The 20,244-nt window shown below is 66.9% G+C and carries 21 protein-coding genes and 1 pseudogene; 17 read left to right on the top strand and 5 right to left on the bottom strand.

The genetic code is table 11. The annotated features are described in order from the left end of the window. Nucleotides 1–8 precede the first annotated feature (8 nt). Entirely contained in the window at nt 9–1,040 is a 1,032-nt protein-coding gene (locus tag BZF59_RS10350) for a response regulator (RefSeq protein WP_086608165.1), read from the bottom strand. A gap of 275 nt (nt 1,041–1,315) precedes the next feature. Between BZF59_RS10350 and BZF59_RS10345 the strand changes: the two genes are divergently transcribed. The 13 genes and pseudogenes from BZF59_RS10345 to BZF59_RS10290 all read left to right on the top strand — a co-directional run bounded on the left by BZF59_RS10345 (nt 1,316) and on the right by BZF59_RS10290 (nt 12,045). Beyond that, nucleotides 1,316–2,584 carry an HD-GYP domain-containing protein gene (locus BZF59_RS10345; RefSeq protein WP_086608164.1) on the top strand — a complete coding sequence of 423 codons (1,269 nt, stop codon included), beginning with the start codon at nt 1,316–1,318 and terminating at the stop codon, nt 2,582–2,584. 202 nt (nt 2,585–2,786) lie between these two features. Next, on the top strand, nt 2,787–3,413 hold the full coding sequence (locus BZF59_RS10340; RefSeq protein ID WP_086608163.1) for a HAMP domain-containing protein: 627 nt from the start codon (nt 2,787–2,789) through the stop codon (nt 3,411–3,413). Continuing rightward, nucleotides 3,410–4,261, top strand: a complete 852-nt coding sequence (locus BZF59_RS10335) for a methyl-accepting chemotaxis protein (RefSeq protein WP_245806108.1) — start codon at nt 3,410–3,412, stop codon at nt 4,259–4,261. The genes BZF59_RS10340 and BZF59_RS10335 overlap by 4 nt, the downstream gene beginning before the upstream one ends. Nucleotides 4,262–4,305: 44 nt before the next feature. Continuing rightward, the gene (locus BZF59_RS10330) at nt 4,306–4,563 is read left to right on the top strand and encodes an STAS domain-containing protein (protein WP_086608161.1); all 258 of its coding nucleotides are present in this window, start codon (nt 4,306–4,308) and stop codon (nt 4,561–4,563) included. Further along, complete coding sequence (locus tag BZF59_RS10325; RefSeq protein WP_086608160.1) at nt 4,560–6,680, top strand: chemotaxis protein CheA; 2,121 nt, start codon at nt 4,560–4,562, stop codon at nt 6,678–6,680. Before BZF59_RS10330 ends, BZF59_RS10325 begins: the two co-directional genes overlap by 4 nt. Before the next feature lie 16 nt (nt 6,681–6,696). After that, nucleotides 6,697–6,999, top strand: a complete 303-nt coding sequence (locus BZF59_RS16425) for a protein-glutamate O-methyltransferase CheR (RefSeq protein WP_245806107.1) — start codon at nt 6,697–6,699, stop codon at nt 6,997–6,999. Between the two features lie 15 nt (nt 7,000–7,014). Further along, nucleotides 7,015–7,590, top strand: a pseudogene (locus BZF59_RS16420) (CheR family methyltransferase); the annotation flags it as partial. After that, nucleotides 7,587–8,657: a chemotaxis-specific protein-glutamate methyltransferase CheB gene (gene cheB / locus BZF59_RS10315; protein WP_086608159.1), complete on the top strand. Its 1,071-nt coding sequence runs from the start codon at nt 7,587–7,589 to the stop codon at nt 8,655–8,657. The pseudogene BZF59_RS16420 and the gene cheB, both read left to right, overlap by 4 nt. After that, nucleotides 8,654–9,214, top strand: coding sequence for a chemotaxis protein CheD (locus BZF59_RS10310; protein WP_245806105.1), 561 nt, complete (start codon nt 8,654–8,656; stop codon nt 9,212–9,214). Before cheB ends, BZF59_RS10310 begins: the two co-directional genes overlap by 4 nt. Nucleotides 9,215–9,232: 18 nt before the next feature. After that, on the top strand, nt 9,233–9,613 hold the full coding sequence (locus BZF59_RS10305; RefSeq protein WP_086608158.1) for a response regulator: 381 nt from the start codon (nt 9,233–9,235) through the stop codon (nt 9,611–9,613). 24 nt (nt 9,614–9,637) lie between these two features. Next, the gene (locus tag BZF59_RS10300; RefSeq protein WP_086608157.1) at nt 9,638–10,078 is read left to right on the top strand and encodes a chemotaxis protein CheW; all 441 of its coding nucleotides are present in this window, start codon (nt 9,638–9,640) and stop codon (nt 10,076–10,078) included. Further along, nucleotides 10,075–10,383 carry a hypothetical protein gene (locus BZF59_RS10295; protein WP_086608156.1) on the top strand — a complete coding sequence of 103 codons (309 nt, stop codon included), beginning with the start codon at nt 10,075–10,077 and terminating at the stop codon, nt 10,381–10,383. The genes BZF59_RS10300 and BZF59_RS10295 overlap by 4 nt, the downstream gene beginning before the upstream one ends. A 219-nt stretch (nt 10,384–10,602) precedes the next feature. Beyond that, nucleotides 10,603–12,045 carry a globin-coupled sensor protein gene (locus BZF59_RS10290; RefSeq protein WP_086608155.1) on the top strand — a complete coding sequence of 481 codons (1,443 nt, stop codon included), beginning with the start codon at nt 10,603–10,605 and terminating at the stop codon, nt 12,043–12,045. A gap of 20 nt (nt 12,046–12,065) precedes the next feature. On the opposite strand, the gene BZF59_RS10285 is transcribed toward BZF59_RS10290, so the two are convergent. Beyond that, the gene (locus BZF59_RS10285) at nt 12,066–13,487 is read right to left on the bottom strand and encodes a M28 family peptidase (RefSeq protein WP_086608154.1); all 1,422 of its coding nucleotides are present in this window, start codon (nt 13,485–13,487) and stop codon (nt 12,066–12,068) included. A 108-nt stretch (nt 13,488–13,595) separates the two neighbouring features. On the opposite strand from BZF59_RS10285, the gene ettA reads away from it, so the two are divergent. Further along, nucleotides 13,596–15,269 (top strand): energy-dependent translational throttle protein EttA, encoded by a 1,674-nt coding sequence (gene ettA / locus BZF59_RS10280; RefSeq protein WP_086608153.1) that lies wholly within the window; start codon nt 13,596–13,598, stop codon nt 15,267–15,269. Nucleotides 15,270–15,314: 45 nt separating this feature from the next. On the opposite strand, the gene BZF59_RS10275 is transcribed toward ettA, so the two are convergent. After that, the gene (locus tag BZF59_RS10275; protein WP_143738142.1) at nt 15,315–15,638 is read right to left on the bottom strand and encodes a hypothetical protein; all 324 of its coding nucleotides are present in this window, start codon (nt 15,636–15,638) and stop codon (nt 15,315–15,317) included. 409 nt (nt 15,639–16,047) lie between these two features. On the opposite strand from BZF59_RS10275, the gene BZF59_RS10270 reads away from it, so the two are divergent. Further along, entirely contained in the window at nt 16,048–16,710 is a 663-nt protein-coding gene (locus BZF59_RS10270) for a GGDEF domain-containing protein (RefSeq protein WP_086608151.1), read from the top strand. Between the two features lie 265 nt (nt 16,711–16,975). Here the strand turns inward: BZF59_RS10270 and BZF59_RS10265 are convergent, their stop codons facing one another. Next, nucleotides 16,976–17,557: a pyridoxamine 5'-phosphate oxidase family protein gene (locus BZF59_RS10265; protein ID WP_086608150.1), complete on the bottom strand. Its 582-nt coding sequence runs from the start codon at nt 17,555–17,557 to the stop codon at nt 16,976–16,978. 183 nt (nt 17,558–17,740) lie between these two features. On the opposite strand from BZF59_RS10265, the gene BZF59_RS10260 reads away from it, so the two are divergent. Both BZF59_RS10260 and BZF59_RS10255 read left to right on the top strand, forming a co-directional pair. After that, nucleotides 17,741–19,012 carry an RcnB family protein gene (locus BZF59_RS10260; RefSeq protein WP_086608427.1) on the top strand — a complete coding sequence of 424 codons (1,272 nt, stop codon included), beginning with the start codon at nt 17,741–17,743 and terminating at the stop codon, nt 19,010–19,012. Between the two features lie 116 nt (nt 19,013–19,128). Beyond that, nucleotides 19,129–19,809 (top strand): prolyl hydroxylase family protein, encoded by a 681-nt coding sequence (locus BZF59_RS10255; RefSeq protein ID WP_086608149.1) that lies wholly within the window; start codon nt 19,129–19,131, stop codon nt 19,807–19,809. A gap of 10 nt (nt 19,810–19,819) precedes the next feature. On the opposite strand, the gene BZF59_RS10250 is transcribed toward BZF59_RS10255, so the two are convergent. Further along, nucleotides 19,820–20,239, bottom strand: coding sequence for a hypothetical protein (locus tag BZF59_RS10250; RefSeq protein WP_086608148.1), 420 nt, complete (start codon nt 20,237–20,239; stop codon nt 19,820–19,822). Between the last annotated feature and the right edge of the window lie 5 nt (nt 20,240–20,244).

Below are 20,244 nucleotides of genomic sequence, written 5' to 3'. Positions count from 1 at the left end.
CGGCGCGATCACGCCGCCGCGTTGGTCTGCTCCAGAATCCACTCGGGGATCGCTTCCTGCCTGAGATCGGCGAGGTCGAGCCCCTGCGCGCGCACGGCGTCATAGCGGTCGCGCGGGGCGTAGTCGGCGGGGCGCTGGTGGAAAACCTTGCCCCCGGTCTCGGCGAGGATCCCCAGACCGCGCACGCCATCGGCGCCGCTGCCGGTCAGCAGCCCGCCCAGCGCCGGCAGCCCGCTGCGGGCGAGCGAGCCGAACAGCAGGTCGGCCGAGGGACGGCAGCCGTTGATCTCATCGCGCTCGACCAGCCGCAGTCGCGGCGGTTCGCCCGGCTCGATAATCACATGGCGGGTCGGGTCATGCGCCAGCCACACCTTGCCGATCTCGAGCGACACGCCGTCCACCGCATCGCCCAGCTGGCACGGCAGCGAATGGCGCATCGCACGCACCGCGTTCTCGACCGCGGCGGGATCGGCATCGAACAGCACCACGGTCGGCGGGCAGGCGGCGTCATAGGTGGCGAGCACCTGCCGCGCGCTCTCGATCCCCGCCGCACCGCAGGCGAGCGCGACGATCCGCCCGTCGGAGCGGTAGCGCGCCCCGCTTGCCGCCGTGTCGCCCCCCTCCCCGCCGGGCTTCAGCGCGCCCGCCGCGGCCTTGAGCACGATGTCGCCCAGCTGGCGCACGGTCGCATCGAACTCCTCGCGCGAGGTGTGCAGCGGCTTGGGAAAGCAATGCACCGCCCCCAGATCGAGCGCGCGCCGGGCAGTGCCGGTGCCGGCCTGGGTGATGCTCGAGAGCATGATCACCGGCATCGGCCGGGTCGTCATCACCTCTTCCAGAAACTCCATCCCGCTCATGCCCGGCATTTCGACATCGAGAGTCAGCACATCGGGCTTGAGCGCATCGAGCTGGTCGCGCGCTTCGTCGGCATTCTTGGCCGTGCCGCACACCTTCACGCCCTTGGCATTGTCGAGAATGTCCCAGAACAGCGCGCGCATCGCGGCCGAATCGTCGACCACCAGAACCTTAACATCGGCCATTGTCGCTCAACCTCTTCATGGCGTTCGCGGCCCTGCCGGGGGCGCCCTGTCGGAGCCCGCGGCCTTGCCTGTCGGCCTTGCGATAATCGCGCAGCCGCGAACAAATTCGCGCGTGCCGCTTAAGGGCAAGCACAGAGGCGCGGCCACGGCATGAGTGGACCTTGAGACGATTGCCCACCCGGCACCTAGGGGATTTACCGAGGGCCCGCTGCGCCAAACGCAAAGGCAGCGGCGCTAATCCTCTGGCCGATTGACGCACAGCAGGGGCCGACAGGATGCTTAAGACAGTCGCCGTTTCCGAAGTCGAACTGGGCATGTTCGTCCATAAGTTCGAAGGAGGCTGGTTCGACCATCCGTTCTGGAAAGCGGGATTTGTGATCGAGGACGCGGACAGGCTTGCCGCGATCCGCGAAAGCCGTCTGCGCGGCGTGGTGATCGACACGTCGCGCGGACGCGATGTCGCCGCCAATGCCGCGCCATGCGAGGCCGTTGGTGCGGCGCAGGCCGCTGCACACCCTGCTTCTCGCGCCAAGCGGATCAGGCAGCGGGCGGTCGCGCAGGTCGCGCCCGTATCGCGCACCACGATGGCGCAGGAGGTCGAGACAGCCGCAGCCATCGCCCAGCAGGCGCGCGACCGGCTTGGTCAGACCTTCATCGCCGCCCGGCTCGGCAAGGCGCTCGACGTGCGCAAGGTCGAGCCGGTGGTGAGCGACATCCTCGCCTCGGTGCGGCGAAACCCGCAGGCATTCAGCGGGCTGATGCGCTGCAAGCTCAAGAACGAGGACGTCTTCCGCCATGCGCTTTCGGTAAGCGCGCTGATGGTGGCGCTGGCCGACCGGATGCGGCTGCCGCCGCAGGAGGTTCACAATTGCGGGCTGGCCGGGCTGCTGCTCGATATTGGCGTGAACTATCTCCCCCTGGCAGACCATGCCTCGCTCGGCGAATTGCGGCATCGCAGCGAGCGGGTGTGGCGCCAGCACGTGATGCTCGGCCACCGGGTCTTGCAGAACGACACCGACCTGCCGCAGCTGGTGCTGGACGCCTGCCTGATGCATCACGAGCGGATCGATGGCCATGGCTATCCCCAGCAGCTGGCCGGGGACGATATCCCGATGGTCGCGCGCATGGCGGCGATCTGCGATTCCTTCGAATTCCTGCTGGCTGGCAACGGCACTGCGCCCGGTCTCGACCCCGCCGCTGCGGTGGAGGCGCTGCGTGCGCAGGAAGGGGCTTTCGACGAAGAGATTCTGGGTCAGTTCGTCGAGGTCGTGGGCATGTATCCCGTCGGCGCCTTCGTGATGCTGCAAAGCCGCAAGCTGGCGATGGTCATCGACGAGGATCGCAAGGACCCGCTGCGCCCGGTGGTTCAGGCGTTCTACTCGCTCGATACGGGCGAGCGGATCCTGCCGCATCGCATCGTGCTGTCCGAATGCAACGACAACGAGCGGATCGTCGGGGTCGCCGACCTTACCGGGCTGGGCCTGCCGGCCGATGCCCAGCTGCGCGAGCTGGTGTTCCTCAGCGCCTTTCGCAGCCAGGCCTGAACGGCCCCGGACAACCTCAACCAGTAGGCGCGCCAGCCTGGCGAGCATTCTTGCCGGTGTCCCTATCGGCAAGGGTGCCACTCTGCCCGCCCGGACGCGGTTTGGCTGCGCGACCTAGGGAATTGCGCTGATCTGCCGCGCAAATCCGCTTTCAGCCAAGTCGCATAAACCTTCGGGTCAAACGTGTTTCAAGGACGTGGCAATGTTGAACTGGTTCACAAAAGACGCACCGATCCGCCAGAAATTCATGGTGCTGGCCGCCGCGGGCGGGATGCTGGGTGCGGTCAATCTGCTGGCTGCGACGCTGGTGTGGCTGGGTAGCGCTCCGCCGCTCACGGGTGTCATTGCCGCGCTGGTCACGATAACGGCAGTGACCGGGATGCTATTATTGGCGAGGACGCTGATTTGCGATCCGTATGTCGAGACCGTGGTGCGCATGGAAGCGCTCGCCGCCGGCGATCTCACCTCGCCGTTCCCCCACGCGGATCATACGGATTGCGTTGGCCCTATGAGCACGGCGATGACCACCTTCCGGAGCAATGCTGAAATGGTCCGTACAGCCAGCGACCACATCGAAGAAGTGGTTGAATTGCTGACGGAGGCGCTCAATCGCCTTGCAGAAGGCGATCTGACGCACCGAATTTCTGGCATGCCGCGTGGGGAAAATCAGCGGCTGGCCGAGGCGTTCAATGCATCGGTGGCTAAGGCTCGAGACCATGATCGGCGCTGTGCGGGCGACCGCGAGCGGCGTGCGCACCTCGTCGGACGAAATCCGCGCCGCCTCCGAAGACCTTGCCTTGCGCAACGAACAGCAGGCCGCCAGCCTTGAGGAAACCCGCCGCCTCGGTCGGCACCACCGTTGCCCTCACCCGCCAGTCCGCCGAGAATGCAGGCGCGGCCCGCAGCGCCATCACCCAGACCCACACCCGCGCCACCGAGGGCGGCGTGGTGGTCAGCAAGGCGGTCGCCGCGATGGGCGCGATCGAGCACTCCGCCAAGGAAATCACCCAGATCATCGACGTGATCGACGGGATCGCCTTCCAGACCAACCTTCTGGCGCTCAACGCCGGGGTCGAGGCCGCGCGCGCGGGCGAGGCGGGCAAGGGCTTTGCCGTGGTCGCGGGCGAAGTGCGCGCGCTCGCCCAGCGCAGCGCCGATGCCGCGCGCGACATCAAGGCGCTGATCGGCAAGTCCACTGCCCATGTCAGCGAAGGCGTGAGCCTCGTCGGCGAGACCGGCACGCTGCTGGCCGAGATCGTCGCGCAGGTCGGCGCGGTCACCGCACAGATGGGCGACATCGCCGACACCGCCGCCGCGCAGGCCAGCAATCTCGATCAGGTCAATTCTGCGGTCGGTTCGATCGACCGCATGACCCAGCAGAATGCGGCGATGGTGGAACAGGCCACCGCCGCAACCCGCAGCCTCTCGACCGAGGCTCAGCGCCTTGCCGAGCTCGTTTCGCAATTCCGCGTCAGCGGCGCAGGACAGCTTGCCGCCGCTGCGCCTGCGTCCGCGAGCGCACCCAAAGCCGCGGATGAAGCCGCCCTGCGCAAGCCGGCTTCGTCACCCGCGCCGGTGTCATTGCCGGTCAAGGGCAACCTTGCCCGCAATCCGGCGCCGATGCCCGCACCTGCACCGACTGCGCTCCCTGACGAGGATGACTGGAGCGAGTTCTGACACCCTCCCCGCCCTCCCCCAACCTTCGCACAAGGCCCTCCGCCATGATCACCCTTCCGCCGATCTGCGATCGCAGCGCCGCTGCCGCGCTCTATCCCGAAGTGGCCGAAGCGCTCGGGCCGATACCGCTCGCCATCGATGCCGCACGGGTCGAGCGGGTTGGTCAGGCGATGCTGCAGCTGCTGGTCTCCGCCGCGCGCAGCGAGGGCGGGATCGCGGTCCGCAGTCCCAGCCCCGCCTTCACCGCCGCTCTGGCGCTGACCGGACTTGACCAGGTCATCATGGAAGGCGTCGCTGCATGACCGAAGACGACATCAAGCAGATCTTCTTCGTCGAATGCGAAGAGGCACTGGAAGCCGCCGAAACCGGCCTTGCCGCCTACCGCGATGGCACCCACGATGCCGAGACGATCAACGCGATCTTCCGCGCGGTGCATTCGATCAAGGGCGGCGCCGGGGCTTTCGGGCACACCGCGCTGGCGGCCTACACCCACGGTTTCGAGAACCTGCTGGGAGAAATCCGCGAGGGGCTGGTGCCGCTCGATCCGGGGCTGGTCGATCTGTTGCTGCTGGCGCTTGATTGCCTGCGCGATCATGTCGAGGCGGCACGCGGCGGCACCGCTCCGCCCGAGGATGCCGAGCTGCTGACGCGGCTGGGAGCCGCCCAGGCGGGTGGTGACAGCGGCGCTTCGGCAACGCCCGCGCTGCAGCCTCCGCCACCCGCCTTCGACGATCTCGATTCGCTGCTCGACGAGCTTGCAGCACCAGCGCCCGTCCCGGCCCCGTCGAGCCCCGATAGCTGGCTGGTTCACATCCGCCCCCACGCAGGTGCGATGACCAAGGGCAGCGAGCCGCTGCTGTGGCTGCGTGAGCTGACCGATCTGGGCGGCGCTTGCGAACATTGCGACATCACCGCCATCCCCCCGTTCGAACAGCTGGCGACCGAACAAGGCTATCTCGGCTGGACCTTCCGGATGCCCGGCCATGTCAGCCGCCAGAGCGTGGCCGACATCTTCGATTTCGTCGGCGACGAGGTGGGGATCGCCTTCGGGCCTGAGTGGACGATGCCGGCGCCGCGCATCGCCGCGCCCGCGGTGGCTGCGGCTGCGGCGCCGACCCCCATAAACGCCGCGCCTGCGCCCGCGACCGAGCCCGGCACCCCGCCCCTCACCAATCAGCCAGCCGCACCCGCCGCTGCTGCCGCTTCCACCGCCCCGGCCAACCAGTCGGTGCGCATCGACCTAAGAAAGCTCGACATGCTGATCGACGGCGTGGGCGAACTGGTGATCGCGCAGGCGATGCTGGCCCAGCGGCTCGCCAACGAGAACCTCGCCCATGTCGAGGAGCTGGCGCTGATCGACACGCTGGTGCGCGACATTCAGGAACACGCCATGGCCTTCCGCGCCCAGCCGATCAGCTCGGTGTTCGGGCGTGTCCCCCGGTTGCTGCGCGAGCTCGGCAGCAGCACCGGCAAGCACGTGAAGCTGGAAGTTGCGGGCGAAACCACCGAGCTCGACAAGACCGTGATCGAGCGTCTCAGCGAGCCGATGACCCATCTCATCCGCAACGCGGTCGACCACGGGATCGAAAGCCCCGAAGAACGCCGCGCTGCGGGCAAGGACCCCGAAGGCACACTGACCCTCTCCGCAGAACAGAAGGCGGGCCGGATCATCATCCGCATCGCCGACGACGGGCGCGGGATCGACCGCGAGCGGGTGCTGGCCAAGGCGATCGCCAACGGCCTCGTCGCGCCCGAGGCGCAGCTGTCGGACGACGACATCAACCAGCTGATCTTCGCCCCCGGCTTTTCCACCGCCGCGCAGGTCTCCAACATCTCCGGGCGCGGCGTCGGTATGGATGTGGTCAAGCAGAACGTGAAGGAACTGGGCGGGCGCATCACCATCGAAAGCACGCCCGGCAAGGGCACCGCCTTCAGTCTCGCCCTGCCGCTGACGCTGGCGATTTCGGACGGGATGATCGTGCAGGTGGGCGATCAGTCGCTGGTTATCCCGCTCGCCCACGTGATCGAGAGCCTGCGCCCTGCGCCCGCCGACGTGAAGGGGCTGGGCACCAGCGCGCAGGTGCTGAACGCGCGCGGCAGCTTCGTGCCGATCGTCCCGCTCGGCCTGCTGACCGGCGCGGCGGACGCTGTCACCAACCCGTGCGAAGACGTGCTGGTGCTGGTCGAAACCGAGGGCCATGGCCGCGCCGCGCTACTGGTCGACACGATCACCGATCAGCGTCAGTTCGTGATCAAGGCGCTGGACGAGCATTACCGGCAGATCGACAGCGTGGCGGGTGCGACGATCCTCGGCAATGGCAAGGTCGCGCTGATCGTCGATGTCGACTTCATCGCCTCGGCCGCCGCACGCGGTCCGATCCCATCCGGCGGCGGCGCGACGCTGCTGGCTGCCGCCTGAGCCGGCAGCCAGAGCCATGTTCGCCCCTGCCACCGGTGCAAGCCCGGAGGGTATCGTGCCCGGTGTCAGCCCCGCGATCTACAGCGAGGCCGATTTCCAGCGTATCGCCGATCTGATCCACGCGGCCAGCGGGATCGTGCTGTCGGAGCGCAAGCAGATGCTCGCCTATTCCCGCCTCGCCCCGCTGGTGCGGCGCAGCGGGCTGGCGAGCTTCGGCGCCTTCCTCGATACGCTGGCGGATGATCCCGCCGCGATGACCGAAGTCATCACCGCGCTCACCACCAATCACACCTATTTCCACCGCGAGCCACATCACTAAGAGCATTTCGGGCGCGACGTGCGCCCTGCTCTGGTGGCGCAGGCGCAAGCGGGCAGGCCGGTGCGGATCTGGTCAGCAGGATGCTCCAGCGGCGAAGAGATCTTTACGTTGCTGATGGTGCTGCTCGGGCCCGAACGCAACGCAGGGCTTACCATTGCGCGCGGGCCGGTGGTGGCGCTTGCCAGCGATATCTCGACCAATGCGCTCGCCGGAGCGCGGGCTGCGACCTATCCAATCACCGCGCTCGATGCCTTGCCCGAGGCGCTGCGCACGCAATGGTGCGTGCCTGCCCATGCGGGCGAACCCGGGCAGCTGACGATCGACCCGGCGCTGCAGGCGATGGTGCGTTTCCGACGGCTCAACCTGCTGGAAGAATGGCCGATGCGCGGCGCATTCGACGTGATCTTCTGCCGCAACGTCATGATCTATTTCGATTCCCCCACCAAGGACCGTCTGGTGGAGCGCTTCGCCCGTCAGCTGGTGCCCGGCGGCTATCTCTACATCGGCCATTCGGAACGGGTCGGCGGCCCGGCCTCGGCGCTGCTCGAACCGGTCGGCCCGACCATCTACCGGCGAAAGGGCCACATATGACCATCCGTGTGCTGATCGTCGACGATTCCGCGCTGATGCGCGCGCTGCTCCAGCACCGGCTGGAGCGCGAGGCCGACATCGCCATCGTCGGCACCGCCGCCAACGCGGCCGAGGCGCGCCAATTGATCAAGACGCTCGACCCCGACGTGGTGACGCTCGATATCGAAATGCCGGGAATGGACGGCCTCAGCTTCCTCGAAAAGATCATGCAACTGCGCCCCACCCCCGTGATTCTCGTCTCGGGCGCGACCGAGGCCGGGGCGAGCGCAACCGCACGCGGGCTGCGACTGGGTGCGATCGCGTGCATCGCCAAATCGCAGCTGAGCGTGACGCCGGGCGCGGGCGACGACAGCGCGCTGGTCGATTTGGTGCGCGAAGCGGCCAGAGCGCGCGGGCATCTCGGTGCCCCGCGGCCAGCGCCGTCGCCGCCTGCCGCTGCCGTGCCCGCCGCCAATGCCGCAGCCGTCCGGCCCGAGGTGATCGTGATCGGTGCCTCGACCGGCGGGGTCGAGGCGCTGCACACCCTGCTCGCCAGCTTCCCCGCCGATTGCCCGCCGACGCTGATCGTCCAGCACATCAACGGCTGCTTTGCCGGAGCGATCGCGCAATCCTTCGACCGTGCGGTGCGCCCGCGGGTGATGCTGGCGGAAAGCGACATGCCGCTGGAGCCGGGCACGGTGTTGCTCGCCCCCGGCAACGAGCGCCATCTGCAGGTCGCCGCCGCGGGTGCGCGGGGGCTGCGCTGCGTATTGCGCGAAGGCGACCCGGTCTCCGGCCACCGCCCCAGCGTCGACCGCCTGTTCGCCTCGCTCGCCAGCACGCTGGCGGCGAACGGCAGCGGTGCGCGGGCGCTGGGCGTGCTGCTGACCGGCAGGGGGCAGGACGGCGCGCAGGGCATGGCGCAGCTTTCCAGCATCGGCGCCCGTACCATCGCGCAGGATCAGGCGACCTGTGTCGTCTTCGGCATGCCGCGCGCCGCGATCGAGCTGGGCGCTGCGGGCGAAGTGCTGCCGCTGCCGCGCATCGGCCCGTCCATCTTCACTCCCGCCAAGGCTGCGCTCGCATGACCGCCATGAACCCCATTGCCGCCGCCACGATCGAAATGCTGCGCGTGACCATCGTCCAGGGCGAGGCCAAGGCGAGCACCGATCCGCGCGTCGAGATGAGCACCATCCTCGGTAGTTGCGTGGCGACCTGCCTGTTCGATCCGGTCGCACGGGTCGGCGGCATGAACCACTTCCTCCTCGCCGAACCGCCCAGGCATGTCCGCAACCAGCAGTTCGATAGCGACTACGGCCTGTTCCTCATGGAGCTGCTGATCAACCAAATGCTCGGCCTTCGCGCGAGCAAGGGTCGGATGCGCGCGCGGCTTTGTGGTGGGGCCAATCTCAACCCCGATCTCGCCCCGATCGGCACCGCCAACGCGGCCTTTGCACGCCAGTTCCTCGACCGCGAAAGGATCCCCTGCGTGTTCGAGGACCTCGAAGGCACGCAGGCGCGGCGCATCCAGTTCCGTCCCGCCAGCGGACAGGTGCGCGCGCGCCTCGTCCCGGCAGAGACCGCCCCTACGCAAAAACCGCTGGGGCGGCCGCAATCGGCGCTTGGGACGGTCGAGCTATTCTAGGACCAAACGGAGACCATCATGAACACCCAATCGACACCGATCCGTGTCCTCACGGTCGACGACAGCGCCTCTATGCGCGCGCTCCTGCTCGGCGCCCTGACCTCGCGCGGCTTCGCGGTCGAACAATGCGAAGACGGTCAGGAAGCGCTCGAATGGCTCGCTTCGAACGAGGTCGATGTCATCATCACCGACATCAACATGCCGCGCCTCGACGGGTTCGGCCTGATCGAGAAGCTGCGGGGCAGCGCGCTCCATGCCGAACGCCCGATCCTGGTGCTGACCACCGAAAGCTCCGACGAAAAGAAGCAACGCGCCCGCAATGCCGGAGCAACCGGCTGGATCGTCAAACCCTTCGACACCGACAAGCTCACCGCCGCACTGCGCCGCGTGATCCACTGATCCCGCCGACCGAGGAGACCTTCCATGCGCCATGAACTCATCACCTTCGGCATCGCCAGCCAGCGCTTCGGCATCGACATCATGACCGTGCGCGAAATCCGCGCCTGGTCGCCCGTCACCCGCCTGCCGCGCGTGCCGGATTACGTCGCAGGCGTCGTCAACCTGCGCGGCGCGGTGCTGCCGGTGATCGACCTCGCCGCTCGTCTCGGCTGGGAACCGACCGAGGCCACGCCGCGCAACCCGATCATCGTCATCGAACACCTCGGCCAGATGCGCGGGCTGATCGTGCATGACGTGGCCGACATCGTCTCGAACGAGACCGGGTCGCTCCAGCAGCCCGATGCGATGGGGCATGAAACCATCACCCACTTCATCGAAGGCATCGCTCCGCTGGGCGAGGACATGGTGATGGTGCTCGATCTGGCGCGGCTGATGGCCGATGAACCGCTCGAACTGGCCGCGTGACGATAGCCGACGCCGCTCCCGCTGCTGACGCGTCTCCCGGCGCGCCGCATTCGCCCGCGCTGCTGGCAGCGATTGCCGCACGGCTGGCGACGCTGGCGCAAGGCTCGGAGGATTTCGGGATCGTGCTGTGCAGCGACCCCGGAGTCGCGGGCCGCTATCTGGTGCAGTTGCAACAGATCGACCGGCTTGCGCAATCGCTGCGTGAAGTCGCGGCGGTGCTCTGCGCAGAGGATCCCGCCGCTGCGGTTTCCGCCATCCGGCTGGGGGACCTGCGCGAGACGCTGGGGGCAGCCGATGCGCCGTGACACCGCGATGATCGCGCTGCTCAGGTGCAGCAGAACGCGGCGATGGCCGAACAGACCAGCGCGGCATCGATGCAACTGCTGTCGAGCGCGCAGGAACTGAACCGCGAAGTCGCACGATTCAGGCCGCAAGGGCAGTCGGCCCTCCAACTCTCTAACCCGCAAAGACGAGCAGCCTGACGACGATCACTCCCTCTCCCATCCCTACCTAGGAACACCATCATGTCCACCGACCCGTTGCAGGAACGCCTTGATTACTACGGTCTCGCAACCGTCCCCCAATCGACGCTGAGCGGGATCGGCAGAGCGCTGAAACGGCGGCTCGACGGCGCGCTCGAAGGTTTTTACCGCGTTATCGCCTCGCGCCGCGAGCTGTCGGCCCATTTCGACAGCCCGCAGCAGATGGACCGTGCCAAGGCGATGCAGGCCGAACACTGGCAGGCAGTGTTCCGCGACGGGGTCGACAACCGGTTCTACAACCGCGCGACCCGCATCGGGAATGTCCATGCCCGCATCGGGCTCGAACCCAAGTGGTATGTCGGTGCCTATGGTCTGGTGCTCGACGAGCTGATCACCGCGATCATCGCGCCCGGCTGGCGGAGCTGGCTGTCGTGGAAGCGCGCGCAGGCGCAGCACGTGGCGACGCTGGTGAAGGTTTCGTTGCTCGATATCGACCTCGCGCTCTCGGGCTATTTCCACAACTCCGAAGAACGCGTGCGCACGCTGGTCAGCGACAAGCTGGGAACCGCGCTCAAGCAGATCACCGCGGGCGACCTCACCGCCCGGATCGAGGGCTTCCCGCCCGAATATCGCCAAGTCGAACATGATTTCAACGCGGCCTTCACCGCCTTGTGCGCCACACTCGGCAATGTCGTGGCCGGTATGGAATCGATGAACAGCGGCGCGAGCGAGATCCGCCATGCCGCCGACGACCTTTCGCGCCGGACCGAAGAACAGGCCGCCAATCTGGAGGAAACTGCGGCGGCCATCGCCGCGATCAACTCGAGCGTACAAGACAGCGCCACGACCAGCGCCAGCGCCCGCACCACCATCACCGACACCACGGCGCGCGCCGAAGACGGGGCGCGGACCGTGTCCGAAGCGGTCGAGGCGATGCACCAGATCGAAAGCTCCTCGCAGGAAATTACCTCGATCATCGCGGTGATCGAAAGCATCTCGTTCCAGACCAACCTGCTGGCGCTCAATGCCGGGGTTGAAGCCGCGCGTGCGGGCGAGGCGGGCAAGGGCTTCGCCGTGGTCGCCAACGAAGTGCGTGCGCTCGCCCAGCGGTGCTCGGACGCGGCGGACGAGGTGAAGGCGCTGATCTCGGCAAGTTCAGTTCAGGTCGGCAAGGGGGTCGAGCTGGTGGGCCGCAGCGGCGAGGCCTTTGCCGCGATCAACCGCGACATCACCACGCTGTCCGAAGCGATCCAGACCATCGCCAGCGCTGCGGCGATGCAGGCCGAAAACCTCTCGCAGATCAACACCGTGGTGGGTGAGCTCGACCGCTCGACCCAGCAGAACGCAGCGATGGCCGAAGAATGCACCGCCGCGGCCACCTCGCTCACGCGCGAGGCCGAGGGGCTTAACTCGGCCCTGGCCGCCTTCACCGTCACCGGTGCGGCGTGGAACGGCGATGACCTGCGGATCGCCCGCGCGGCCTGAGGCGGCGTGAGCGCTGCCGGTTACATGATCGGCGGGGCGGAAGGCACCGGCGCGCCGGTCAGGATCGGCGCAGGTTCGTTGGCGAGGATGCCCACGACCTGCGTCCAGACCGCGACATTCTGACGCAGCTGGACGATGTCGATCTTGTCGAGCGTGTCGTCGGGGGTGTGGTGCAGGTCGAAATAGCGGGTGCCGTCCTGCTGGAGATCGACCAGCGCCCCCTTCTGGTCGCGCACGATGTTGAGATCGGCCCCGCCGGTCGCGACATCATTGCCGCTCGACACGCCGAAACGCGCGACGGCGGCGGCGATCTTTTTGTGCAGGGCCGGATTGGTCTCGCGGAAGTTCGAATCGAAGCGCCAGATGCGGTCCGCGCCGAAATCGCTTTCGAGGCCGACGGCGATCCGTTCGTCGGGATGCGCCGCGCTGTAGGCAGTCGAACCGAAAAGGCCCACTTCCTCAGCGCCAGCCATCAGCACGCGAATAGTGCGCAGCGGTTGGCCCGAACGGCTGACATTGAGCGCTGCCGAGGCGATGATTCCGCAGCCTGCCCCATCGTCGAATGCACCCGGCGCGTTCCACCAGCTGTCGATATGGCAGGCCAGCAACACCGGCGGCAGCGAGGGATCGCGGCCGACGATCTCGCCCACCACGTTGCCGCTCTCGGTCTGACCGATCTGGCGCGGGTTCATTTCGAGCTTCATTGTGATCGGCTTGCCATCTGCCCGCGCGAACATGCGTTCAAGATTGGCGGCATCGGGCAGGCTGAGCGCGCCTGCCGGGATCGCCGCAACGCCCTCGGGAAAGCTGGTGCCGCCGGTGTGGGGGTTGCGGTGATTGTCGGTGCCGACCGATTTGATCACCGTCGCCACCGCGCCCTTGCTCGCGGCGATCCCCGCACCGACCCAGCGCGCCGGGCCAGCAAAGCCGTACTGGCTGCCATCCTGCGTGCGCGACATGGCGTGACTGATATAGGCGATCTTGCCCTTGAGGCTCCCCTCAGGCGCAGCGCGCAGGTCGTCGACCGTGCGGAAGAACACCACTTCGGCTTCGATCCCGCCTACCGGGGTGGCAGCGGAATTGCCGAGCGGCACGACGACAAGGTCCTGCGCAAAGGGAGCGGTCACACGCGCACGGGCAATGTCGCCGGGTACCCAGGTGTCCATCATGAAGGGTTCGACGGCGACATTCTTGAAGCCAGATTGCTTCAGCCGCGCAACGGCCCACTCGCGCGCTCGAGCTTCAGCCTCGGTTCCGGCCTGACGAGGGCCGACCTCGGTGGTGAGGGCTTCGACAAACAAATAGGCAATCTGATCACTCTGCAGCGCTTGATCGGCCGCTTCTGCCAACGTCGGCGGGTTAGGCGGCACATTCGCAGCAGCAGGAGCGGCAACAGGAAGGGCAACGGCGAGTGCGGCAAGCGCGGTCAGGGTCTTGTTCATGGAGAGCGGTGCTATCCCCGCCCCGCCAGCCTGTCTAGCCGCTTGCCCTTGCCCCTCCCCTTCCCTATCTGCGCCACAACTTTCCAGACCCGCACGAGGACACATCCGATGGCCGCCCAATACGCCTATGTCATGAAGGGCATGACAAAGACCTTCCCCGGCGCGCAGAAGCCGGTGCTGAACAACATCTCGCTCCAGTTCTATCAGGGCGCGAAGATCGGCATCGTCGGCCCCAACGGCGCGGGCAAGTCGACGCTCATCAAGATCATGGCCGGGATCGACAAGGACTTCACCGGCGAGGCGTGGCCGGGCGAGAACATCACCGTCGGCTATCTCGAGCAGGAGCCCGAGCTCGACACGACCAAGACCGTGCTCGAAAACGTGCGCGAAGGGGCGAAGGAAACCGCCGATCTCGTCGCGCGCTTCAATGAAGTCTCGGCGTTGATGTGCGAGCCCGATGCCGATTTCGACGCACTTGGCGCGGAAATGGGCGAGCTGCAGGACAAGATCGACGCAGTCGATGGCTGGACGCTCGACAACCAGCTCGAAGTCGCGATGGAGGCCCTGCGTTGCCCGCCGGGCGACTGGCCGGTGAAGGACCTGTCCGGCGGCGAAAAGCGCCGCGTGGCGCTCACCCGCCTGCTGATCCAGAAGCCCTCGATCCTGCTGCTGGACGAGCCGACCAACCACCTTGATGCCGAAAGCGTCCAGTGGCTCGAAAACCACCTCAAGGAATACGCGGGCGCGGTGCTGATGATCACTCACGACCGCTACTTCCTTGATAACGTGGTCGAATGGATCCTCGAACTCGATCGCGGCTCCTACTACCCCTACGAGGGCAATTACTCGACCTATCTCGAGAAGAAGGCCAAGCGGTTGGAGCAGGAAAGCCGCGAGGAAAGCGGCAAGACGAAGGCGCTGCAGCGTGAACTCGAGTGGATTCGCCAGACCCCGGCCGCGCGCCAGACCAAGTCCAAGGCGCGTATCCGCAAGTTCGAGGAACTGCAGAACAGCCAGGACAGCCGCATGGTCGGCAAGGCGCAGATCGTCATTCAGGTGCCCGAGCGCCTCGGCGGCAAGGTGATCGAAGCCAAGGGCATCACCAAAGCCTATGGCGACAAGCTGCTGTTCGAAAACCTCAGCTTCATGCTGCCCCCGGGCGGCATCGTCGGCGTGATCGGGCCAAATGGCGCGGGCAAGTCGACGCTGTTCAAGATCCTCACGGGCAAGGAAACCCCCGACAGCGGCACGATCGAGATCGGCTCGACCGTGCGCCTCGGCTATGTCGATCAGAGCCGCGACCACCTCGACCCGAAGAAGAACGTCTGGGAGGAAATTTCCGACGGGCTCGATTACATGAAGGTCAACGGACAGGACATGAGCACGCGTGCTTACGTGGGCGCGTTCAACTTCAAGGGCGCGGACCAGCAGAAGAACGTCGGCAAATTGTCGGGCGGTGAACGCAACCGCGTTCACATGGCCAAGATGCTGAAGCAGGGCGGCAACGTGCTGCTGCTGGACGAGCCGACCAACGACCTTGACGTCGAGACGCTGGCAGCTCTGGAAGATGCGATCGAAAACTTCGCGGGTTGCGCCGTGGTCATCAGCCACGACCGCTTCTTCCTCGACCGTCTCGCCACCCACATCCTCGCCTTCGAAGGCAACAGCCATGTCGAATGGTTCGAGGGCAACTTCGAAGCTTACGAGGAAGACAAGCGCCGCCGCCTGGGGGACGCTGCCGACCGGCCGACCCGGCTTGCCTACAAGAAGCTGACGCGCTGAGGCTACCAATCGGGGCGGCGCGTTAGGCGCTGCCCCCTTGCTCGGTCAGCCGATCTTGACCTTGCGCTGCATCACGTCCTGACTGAACATCATCAGGTCGAAGATCGCATATTTGCGTGCCTCGTCCGAGATGTCGGTGCGGGTGGCGAATTCGCGCAGCTTCTGCCGCTGCAATCCTACCAGGCCATCGGCATAGCCGTTCTCGGCCGCGGGGTTGTAGAGCACCAGCCCGAAGCGCGCCTTGACCAGCGCCTCGCGCAGCGGATCATCGGGGCTCAGCGTCGCGAGCTTGGCCACGGTTGCCGGGCTCTTGGGCAGCGCGAGAATATTGCCCATCATGTGCGGTTTCAGCCCGTTCCTCTCGAGCATCGGCCCGATCGCCGGATCGTTCCACAGGCTCGGCGCGAAGATGAAGCCGCTCTCGAAATCGAGATCAAGGCCAAGCGCCTGCGAAAGCTACGCGATCGCTGCGTCAGCACCATCATGTGCGCCTGATTGCGACGGGCGCGGTTGCGGCGCGAAACTCTGCGGCGCGGGCTGAACTTTCTTGCGACCGAACATGCGGCACTCCCCTGACTTCCCTTGGGGATAACCCGTAAACGCAAGCGATTGAAAAGCGGTAAATGGTCGCGCGCGCCGCGCTGCACAGCATTACCGCGTCTTGCGTCTTCTTGCCACTTTCGTCAGCTTCGCCCTGCCTTGATTTACGCAATCTTAAGCAGGTTAACGTCACTCTACCTATCGACAAAACGGGGCACGAAAAGGGCAACGGGGCGTGATGACCGGAATCGAAGTGCCACTTGAAGTGGCTACTGTGCTGTGCGTCGGATGCGTGGCCATCGGTGTCTGGACCGGACGGGTCCGTGCCGCTCGCGAGTCTAATCCGCGCGGCAATGTCCTGTCAGAACGCCTTGGCGAATTGCTGAAGGCCGAGGCCCGCACCAACACGATTGACCTCGCCATACGGCGCGACGCGGTTCGGGCGGAGTCTCGCGCTGTGCTTGAGGCGAAGATCGACCCGCTCTGCGCGCAGCCGGGCAGCCTCAATGCCGATAACCGCAAGCAGATGCGCGATCACGTCGCGGCGGTGATGCGCGCGGGCCTGCGCCGGGGCGACCGTGTGACTCTGGCCGAGGGCGACGGCTTCACCATCATCCTGCCCGGTACCGATGAACGCAGCGCGGTGCGCATCGCCGACCGGCTGCGGCGCAAGCTCGCCCGGATGACGTGGCCCAACCTTTCCGCAGGCGCGGGCCTGAGCGCGCGCTTCGGCGTGGCCGCCGGTCGCCACGGTCAGCCGGTCGACAATATCGCGGCCCGCGCGCGCCGGGCGCTCGACGCGGCGTGGGATCATGGCAACGTCCATGTCATTCCGGCTAGCGCGATCGAGGAAATCCTGTTGCTACCGCCTCCCGCGGCGGCGGTATCGGCGGCAGCCTAGAGCACTTTCCGACCCATCCGGATCGCCCTGATCGCGTCAGGAAGTCCGCTGGACAGGAGTGATGCGCAGCAGGGGCTGGTTGCCCCTGCAAGCGTCGCGACGAAGCCAGCGGACTTCCTGACGCGACCCCGCAAGGGGCGGGCCGATTGGGGCCCAGCGCGGCGTCTCTCCTCACTCACTATGCTTCAGCATGGCTCGCTCGTCGTTCCTTGCTCTGGGCCCCAATCGGCTCCGTCAGGGTGACCCGGATGGGTCGGAAAGTGCTCTAGGGCGCGACCCAGCGCCCCTGCCAAGCCTCGCCCACGCGGGCAAACTGCGCGCGGACATGGCCGGTGTGCGCGAGATAAAGCCAGTCGAGCGCCATGATCCGAATGCGCAGCAGCGCGAAGTTTTCGCGCGCGGGCACCAGTTGCGCCTCATCGGGCTCCACCCCTTCGAACTCTGGCGGCAATCCCGACGTCGGCGCATCGGCTACGGCCCCCGGCCCTTCGCCCATGTAGCAGCGGCGGGCAAAGCGGGTGCTAGCCGCCCACGCGGTGTCGACCTCGGCCCCCTCGCGCACAATTTCGCCCTCCCCGCGCGCACGGATCTGCACCTTCGCGCCCTTGTCGTAGAACAGCACGGCGACGCGCGGGTCGGCGGCGATCACGCTCGCCTTGGGTGCGCGCGTGTCGGTGTGGAGGCGCAGTCGCCAGTCGGCCGCGTCGAAGGCGCGCAGCACCATCACCCGTGCATCGACATCGCCGGTCACGATCACCGGCGCATGCATCGGCGACTTGCGGTCGCGGGGCGCGCGAATCAGGCGGTTGCGGCAATCGGCGAGGGCATCATCGAGCGTGTCGAACATGCCCCGGCCCATTGGCCGCATCGGCCTCAACGTCAAGCACCTCGGCGCCCATGTTCATTTACAACGCAATTTTTCTGAACATCGACCAGTCGGTTCATCGCTGCGACAGATGGAGCAGGCTATTGCAGGCCATCTCAACAGACCGCTTGTGGTGGGCGGGCGATATTGGAGGCCTTTTATATGATGACCTTCCTTGCACGAGGCGGATCGCTGGCAGCTCTGGCTGCGGCGCTCGCCTTGACCCTTCCCGCCACCGCTGCCGAAGCGCAGGATCGCCGCAGCGGGTTCGAAGCCCGCGCTCAGGCGAGAGCCGAACGTGCGGCACCGCGCAGCGAAGTGCGCGGCGGTCCGGCACGCGCATCGGTTCAGCGCGCTGCTCCGCCGCCGCGTGCCGAGCGCGCTGCGGCCCCTCGCCCGGCAGCCCGCGCGGAGGCTCCGCGCCCCGCCCGCGCCGAAGCTCCCCGGCCCGCACAAGCCCGCTTTGAAGCGCCGCGTCAGGCCCCGGTGCGTGCCGCCGCGCCTGTCAGCAGTGCTCCGCCGCGCGGGTTTGGCGGCGATGTCCGTGCCCGGGTGAGCGCTGCCGAAAGCGCCGCCCAGCCGCGCCGCGGCCGGGCTGATCGCATCGACCGTCGCAGCGAAGTTCGCGCTGACCGCGTCGACCGTCGCAGTGAAGTTCGCGCCGATCAGGTCGATCGTCGCAGTGAATTCCGGGCCGACAGGATCGAGCGCCGCGGCGATGTCCGTGCCGATCAGCTCGACCGGCGCGGCCGGGATAGGGCCGCCGACCGAGTCGACCGCCGGACCGATTTCCGCTCCGACCGGATCGAGGATCGCGGCGACCGCAGGGCTGACCGCATCGAAGATCGCGGCGACCGCAGGGCCGACCGGATCGAAGACCGCGGCGACCGTCGCTTTGGCGACCGTCGCTTCGATCAGCGCGGCAGAGGCGGCTTCAGCGATCAGGTCCGTGACATCAGACGTGACGCACGCCGGGCCGACGATTGGCAGCGCGACGGACGGCGCGGTGACCAGTGGCGCGGCGATGATCGCCGCCGCGACGCCCGCGATCAGCGGCGCGATTGGCGGCGTGACGACTGGCGCTGGAGCTGGAACGGCCGTCCCGGCTGGGACCGGCGCGATTTCCGGCGCTGGGATCGCGGCTGGCGCGGTGGGCGCAATTACAACTGGATCGATTACCGGCGCGGGAACCAGTTCCTGTACCGTCCCGGCCCCTATTACGCCCCGTTCCGTGCGCACCGTTACAGCCGGGTGAATATCGGCTTCTACCTGGACAGCCTGTTCTTCCAGCCGCGGTTCTTCATCAACGACCCCTGGGCCTATCGCCTGCCGCCAGCCTACGGCCCCTATCAGTGGGTTAGGTATTATGACGATGTGCTGCTGGTCGATATCTACACCGGCGAGGTGGTTGATGTGATTGAGAACTTCTTCTGGTAGGTCTTCACCGGAATTGAGCGAGAGCCCCGTCGGAGCAATCCGGCGGGGCTTTTTCGTGCGGGCGCAGGCGCGCGCAGCGACTTGGCCGGGCCGCGTGCGCTTGCTAGTCTGGCGCGATGACTGCCGCAGCGCCCAGCCCCGAGACCGTTCCCGATCAGGCGGCCCTCGCCCGCCTCGGTGCGGCGGTGCGCGAACGGCTGGCGGCCGATCCGACGGTCTACCGCGTGCCGGTCGATCCGGTCGAGCTGTTCGCGGTCGGCGGGTTCCTGAACGATGACGAATGCGCCCGCCTGTGCAGCATGATCGATGCCATCGCACGGCCTTCGGCGCTGCACGAGATCGACTATGCGAGCGGCTTTCGGACGTCCTATTCGGGCGATCTCGATCCGCAGGACTCCTTCGTCGCGGCGATCTCGGCGCGGATTGATGCACTGCTCGGGGTCGAGGCAATGATCGGCGAGCCGGTGCAGGGCCAGCGCTATCAGCCCGGCCAGCAGTTCAAGGCGCATAACGACTGGTTCTACACCTCCGAAAGCTACTGGCCGCAGGAGGAAGCGCGCGGCGGGCAGCGCAGCTGGACCGCGATGGCCTATCTCAATCCGGTCGAAGCGGGCGGCGCGACCGCCTTCACCCAGCTCGGTATCCAGATCGAGCCGCAGCCGGGCGCGTTGCTGCTGTGGAACAATGCCCTGCCCGACGGCCGCCCCAATCCGGCAACTCTCCATGCCGGGACCCCGGTGGTGGCGGGGGTCAAATACATCATCACCAAGTGGTATCGCACCCGTCAGTGGAAGTAGCGCTGCCCTGCTACCCGGCAATCACCTCGACCCACTCCGACTTCACCCATCCCGAGGCACACGGGCCGAAATAGGGGCGGGTTTCCGGTTCAGGGTTCGGAATGTCGCAATCCCAGTCGGGGTCATGGCTGTAGACGATGCCCAGCATGTCGCCGACGACATCGCACACCCACACGCTGTTGCCGTCCCCCAGTGTATCGACCACCTCGAATTCGCTGGACGGCCCTGCAAAGACGAGGATCGCCCCCGTCTCGCCGCCCGTCGGCGGATCCTGGATCATGCCGAGCGCGCAAGGATCAACGTCCTCCCCGCCTGCCAGCATGACCGGGCGGCGGCTCTCTTCGGGTGCCGCCTGCTCCTGTGCCTGACTGGCGGGCGCGAGAATCAGTGCGGTCAGTGCGGTGCAATGGACTATCAGGCGAGAACGCATTGCGA

Origin of the sequence: Erythrobacter donghaensis (assembly GCF_002155425.1) — a bacterium.
Classification (GTDB): Bacteria; Pseudomonadota; Alphaproteobacteria; order Sphingomonadales; family Sphingomonadaceae; genus Erythrobacter; species Erythrobacter donghaensis.
This window is presented reverse-complemented; position numbering and strand designations above follow the sequence as displayed.

What these genes read in the sequence shown, in the direction of transcription:
- BZF59_RS10350 (WP_086608165.1), bottom strand. Translation starts at nt 1,040, where the DNA reads ATGGCCGATGTTAAGGTTCTGGTGGTCGACGATTCGGCCGCGATGCGC.
- BZF59_RS10345 (WP_086608164.1), top strand. Translation starts at nt 1,316, where the DNA reads ATGCTTAAGACAGTCGCCGTTTCCGAAGTCGAACTGGGCATGTTCGTC.
- BZF59_RS10340 (WP_086608163.1), top strand. Translation starts at nt 2,787, where the DNA reads ATGTTGAACTGGTTCACAAAAGACGCACCGATCCGCCAGAAATTCATG.
- BZF59_RS10330 (WP_086608161.1), top strand. Translation starts at nt 4,306, where the DNA reads ATGATCACCCTTCCGCCGATCTGCGATCGCAGCGCCGCTGCCGCGCTC.
- BZF59_RS10325 (WP_086608160.1), top strand. Translation starts at nt 4,560, where the DNA reads ATGACCGAAGACGACATCAAGCAGATCTTCTTCGTCGAATGCGAAGAG.
- BZF59_RS16425 (WP_245806107.1), top strand. Translation starts at nt 6,697, where the DNA reads ATGTTCGCCCCTGCCACCGGTGCAAGCCCGGAGGGTATCGTGCCCGGT.
- cheB (WP_086608159.1), top strand. Translation starts at nt 7,587, where the DNA reads ATGACCATCCGTGTGCTGATCGTCGACGATTCCGCGCTGATGCGCGCG.
- BZF59_RS10310 (WP_245806105.1), top strand. Translation starts at nt 8,654, where the DNA reads ATGACCGCCATGAACCCCATTGCCGCCGCCACGATCGAAATGCTGCGC.
- BZF59_RS10305 (WP_086608158.1), top strand. Translation starts at nt 9,233, where the DNA reads ATGAACACCCAATCGACACCGATCCGTGTCCTCACGGTCGACGACAGC.
- BZF59_RS10300 (WP_086608157.1), top strand. Translation starts at nt 9,638, where the DNA reads ATGCGCCATGAACTCATCACCTTCGGCATCGCCAGCCAGCGCTTCGGC.
- BZF59_RS10290 (WP_086608155.1), top strand. Translation starts at nt 10,603, where the DNA reads ATGTCCACCGACCCGTTGCAGGAACGCCTTGATTACTACGGTCTCGCA.
- BZF59_RS10285 (WP_086608154.1), bottom strand. Translation starts at nt 13,487, where the DNA reads ATGAACAAGACCCTGACCGCGCTTGCCGCACTCGCCGTTGCCCTTCCT.
- ettA (WP_086608153.1), top strand. Translation starts at nt 13,596, where the DNA reads ATGGCCGCCCAATACGCCTATGTCATGAAGGGCATGACAAAGACCTTC.
- BZF59_RS10275 (WP_143738142.1), bottom strand. Translation starts at nt 15,638, where the DNA reads ATGCTCGAGAGGAACGGGCTGAAACCGCACATGATGGGCAATATTCTC.
- BZF59_RS10270 (WP_086608151.1), top strand. Translation starts at nt 16,048, where the DNA reads ATGACCGGAATCGAAGTGCCACTTGAAGTGGCTACTGTGCTGTGCGTC.
- BZF59_RS10265 (WP_086608150.1), bottom strand. Translation starts at nt 17,557, where the DNA reads ATGTTCGACACGCTCGATGATGCCCTCGCCGATTGCCGCAACCGCCTG.
- BZF59_RS10260 (WP_086608427.1), top strand. Translation starts at nt 17,741, where the DNA reads ATGACCTTCCTTGCACGAGGCGGATCGCTGGCAGCTCTGGCTGCGGCG.
- BZF59_RS10255 (WP_086608149.1), top strand. Translation starts at nt 19,129, where the DNA reads ATGACTGCCGCAGCGCCCAGCCCCGAGACCGTTCCCGATCAGGCGGCC.
- BZF59_RS10250 (WP_086608148.1), bottom strand. Translation starts at nt 20,239, where the DNA reads ATGCGTTCTCGCCTGATAGTCCATTGCACCGCACTGACCGCACTGATT.